Annotated in this window: 3 protein-coding genes; all 3 read left to right on the top strand. The window is 62.3% G+C overall.

Going from position 1 to position 2,957, the window contains the following annotated elements; all coding sequences use genetic code 11:
• Window positions 1-162 precede the first annotated feature (162 nt).
• From istA to HDG34_RS38495, 3 genes are read left to right on the top strand one after another with little or no spacing between them, the layout of a single operon-like run.
• Window positions 163-1,656 (top strand): IS21 family transposase, encoded by a 1,494-nt coding sequence (istA, locus tag HDG34_RS38505; RefSeq protein WP_184069224.1) that lies wholly within the window; start codon window positions 163-165, stop codon window positions 1,654-1,656.
• Window positions 1,653-2,495 carry an IS21-like element helper ATPase IstB gene (istB, locus tag HDG34_RS38500; protein WP_260321482.1) on the top strand — a complete coding sequence of 281 codons (843 nt, stop codon included), beginning with the start codon at window positions 1,653-1,655 and terminating at the stop codon, window positions 2,493-2,495. Before istA ends, istB begins: the two co-directional genes overlap by 4 nt.
• A gap of 53 nt (window positions 2,496-2,548) precedes the next feature.
• On the top strand, window positions 2,549-2,878 hold the full coding sequence (locus HDG34_RS38495) for a hypothetical protein (protein WP_184069220.1): 330 nt from the start codon (window positions 2,549-2,551) through the stop codon (window positions 2,876-2,878).
• The last annotated feature ends 79 nt before the right edge of the window (window positions 2,879-2,957 follow it).

Genomic DNA, 2,957 nt, shown 5'->3' with positions numbered 1-2,957 from the left:
TGGGCGGCGACAATTATCTTGGCCGGTCGTTGACGATTGTTTTGGCCGGTGGTGAGGAGTCGGAGGCGGCGTAGCCGCCGGAGACGACGAACCACCGGCGGCGCCGCGTCGGCGGGGCTTTAGGATGGGCTGATCGAAGCTTTAAGAAGAAGCTGTCAGCTCATGTCTGGAACCCGCATTACCGACCAACAGGTTCGTCTTTACATGACCAAGCGCAAACATCATCCGCAGGAAGTCGCGGCCGCCAAGGCCGGAATAAGCGTGCGTTCCGCACGCCGCATCGAGCGTGACGCGACTCTGCCATCCCAGAAGCCTCGGCGCTCCTGGCGCACCCGTCCCGATCCGTTCGCCGATGTCTGGGATAGCGAAGTTTTACCGCTACTGCGTAACGCTCCCCATCTGATGGGCGTTACGATCCTGCGCAAGCTGCAGGAGGATCATCCGGAGCGCTATCCCGACAGCGTGCGCCGCACGCTGGAGCGACGCATTCATCAATGGCGGGCGCTTGAAGGCCCCAGTCAGGAGATCTTCTTCCCCCAGGGGCATCAGCCAGGCGTGCGTGGGCTGTCGGACTTCACCGATATGAGCAAGCTGTGCGTGACGATTGGCGGCGCACCGTTCGAGCACCGGCTGTACCACTTCGTGCTGGCGTTCTCGCGCTGGGAGTATGCCTGCGTAGTCGAGGGCGGCGAGAGTTTCGAGGCCCTCGCAACCGGATTGCAGAACGCCCTGTGGCAGGCGGGAGGTTGCCCTCGCGAGCATCGCACTGACAGCCTGTCGGCCGCCTTCAAGAACCTGAGCGAGAAGGAGGACTTCACGACCCGTTACAAGGCGCTGCTCGATCATTACGAGATGCAGGGCACGCGCAACAATCGCGGTCTGGGTCACGAGAACGGGAGTGTCGAATCCTCGCACCGGTATCTGAAGGACGCGGTCGATCAGGCCTTGATGCTTCGTGGCCATCGCGACTTCGCTGATCGTTCTGCCTACGATGAATTCATCCGCGAGCAGGTGATGCGTCGAAACCGGCGCAACGCCGCCGCGTTCCGTATCGAGCGCCAGCAGCTTCAGGATCTGCCGCAGTACCGTACCACCGACTTCGTCGAGGAGGAGGCTCCTGTGACCCGCTGCAGTACGTTCACGGTGCGCGGCATCCTCTACAGTGCGCCGTCGCGCCTGATTGGTCACCGGCTGAAGGTGCGCGTCTACGGCGACCGGCTCGACTGTTACCTGTCCGGCGTGCTGGTGCACAGCACCGCACGGGGCTCCCGTGCGCACGACAACCGTCACGCGCTTGATTACCGCCACTTCATTGGCTCCCTGAAGCGCAAGCCGCAGGCATTCAAGGGGCTCGCGTTTCGTGACGCACTGTTCCCGCGCGAGGCCTACCGCCGGACCTGGGAGCAACTCGATGCGCGCCTGTCGCAACGCGAAGCATGCAAGACGATGGTTGGCCTGCTTGAACTCGCAGGCCTGCACGGCGTGGAGGCCGTACTGGCCGGACAGCTTGACGCGCTGCTGGAAGCCGGCAAGCTGCCCGATCTCAAGGCGCTGCGCGAGCAGTACGCACCCCGTGAGGCCTCGTGTCCTGAAGTGGAGGTTCAGATGCCGCCCGTTGCCGTCTATGACGAACTGCTCGAGGAGATGGCAGCATGAACGCGCCCGCACATGATGGTGGCCGCCTGGCCCTGATGCTCAACGAGCTGCGCTTGCCAACGATCGGCAGGTTGTGGCCCGAGTTCGCCGAGCGCTCGGACAAGGAAGGCTGGCAGGCCACGCGACTGCTTGGCGCACTGCTTGAGCACGAGCTGGCTGAGCGCGCCAAACGACGCATCGAGCGGCACCGCACCGAGTCGCAGATGGACCCGACCAAGACGCTCGCCACCTTCGACTTTAGCGCCGTGCCAATGGTCTCGAAGGCCCATGTCACGGCGCTGGCCACCGGCGAGTCATGGCTGGAGAAAGGCGCCACGGTCCTTCTGTTCGGGCCACCTGGCGTCGGCAAGAGCCATCTCGGATCGGCCATCGGGCATGCCCTGATCGATGCCGGATACCGCGTGCTGTTCACGCGCACCAGCGAACTCGTCCAGAAGCTGCAGGCGGCACGCCAGAGCCTGCAGTTGCCTTCCGCACTGGCCAAGCTCGACCGCTTCGACCTCATCGTCCTCGATGACCTGTCGTACGCGCGCAAGGACCAGGCCGAGACCAGCGTGCTGTTCGAACTGATTGCCGAGAGGTACGAGCGTAAAAGTCTTCTCATAACAGCTAATCAACCGTTCTCGGGCTGGAATGACGTGTTCCCTGACCCCGGCATGACGGTCGCCGCCATCGACCGGCTTGTGCATCATTCGACGATCTTCGAGCTCAACGTCGAAAGCTACCGCCGCCGCAAGGCCGGCGACAAACAGAACGCACGGCGGCGTCAATTACACGACGACAACCCTGCCGACCCGTTCAGTGGCCCGCCACCTGAGGACGGCAACGTTACGCAGTAACGCATCCGTGACCCGGTAACGGGTCACGCAATCGACTGGATCTGGACAAGAAAATGGCAAAAACAGCAGCACAACGGCAAGCCGAATATCGGGCCCGGCGCCCTCATTCGGGCTCGGACGATAACGGTCAGCGTCGCCTGAACGCCTGGATTGACACCCGCGCCTTCCTCGCGCTTGCCAGGGTAGCGCGCCGTTACGCAGTAACGAAACAGGAATTGATCGAGAAACTGATCATCGCGGAAGAGGAGCGTGTTCTCGCGGGGATCGATTGCGATTCAGCGCAGTGGCAGGAGTACTTCGACAGCCCATTGTTACGCAGTAACGATGAGCGTCAACTACGCGATTACCCACCGACAACTACGAAGGAGCAACGTCAAATATGACCTTATAAGCAGCGACAATTACCCCGTTGACCGGCCAAGATAGTTGTCGCTGACCGGCCATGCTGCTTGACGCTGTCTA

It is taken from the genome of Paraburkholderia sp. HC6.4b, from assembly GCF_014200875.1.
GTDB lineage: Bacteria > Pseudomonadota > Gammaproteobacteria > Burkholderiales > Burkholderiaceae > Paraburkholderia > Paraburkholderia tuberum.
The sequence above is the reverse complement of the archived record's forward strand: the minus strand, read 5'-3'. Positions and strand labels throughout refer to the sequence as shown.

Bases quoted from the DNA above. Each gene is read 5' to 3' on its own strand.
- HDG34_RS38495 (WP_184069220.1), top strand. From the start codon at position 2,549: ATGGCAAAAACAGCAGCACAACGGCAAGCCGAATATCGGGCCCGGCGC.
- istB (WP_260321482.1), top strand. From the start codon at position 1,653: ATGAACGCGCCCGCACATGATGGTGGCCGCCTGGCCCTGATGCTCAAC.
- istA (WP_184069224.1), top strand. From the start codon at position 163: ATGTCTGGAACCCGCATTACCGACCAACAGGTTCGTCTTTACATGACC.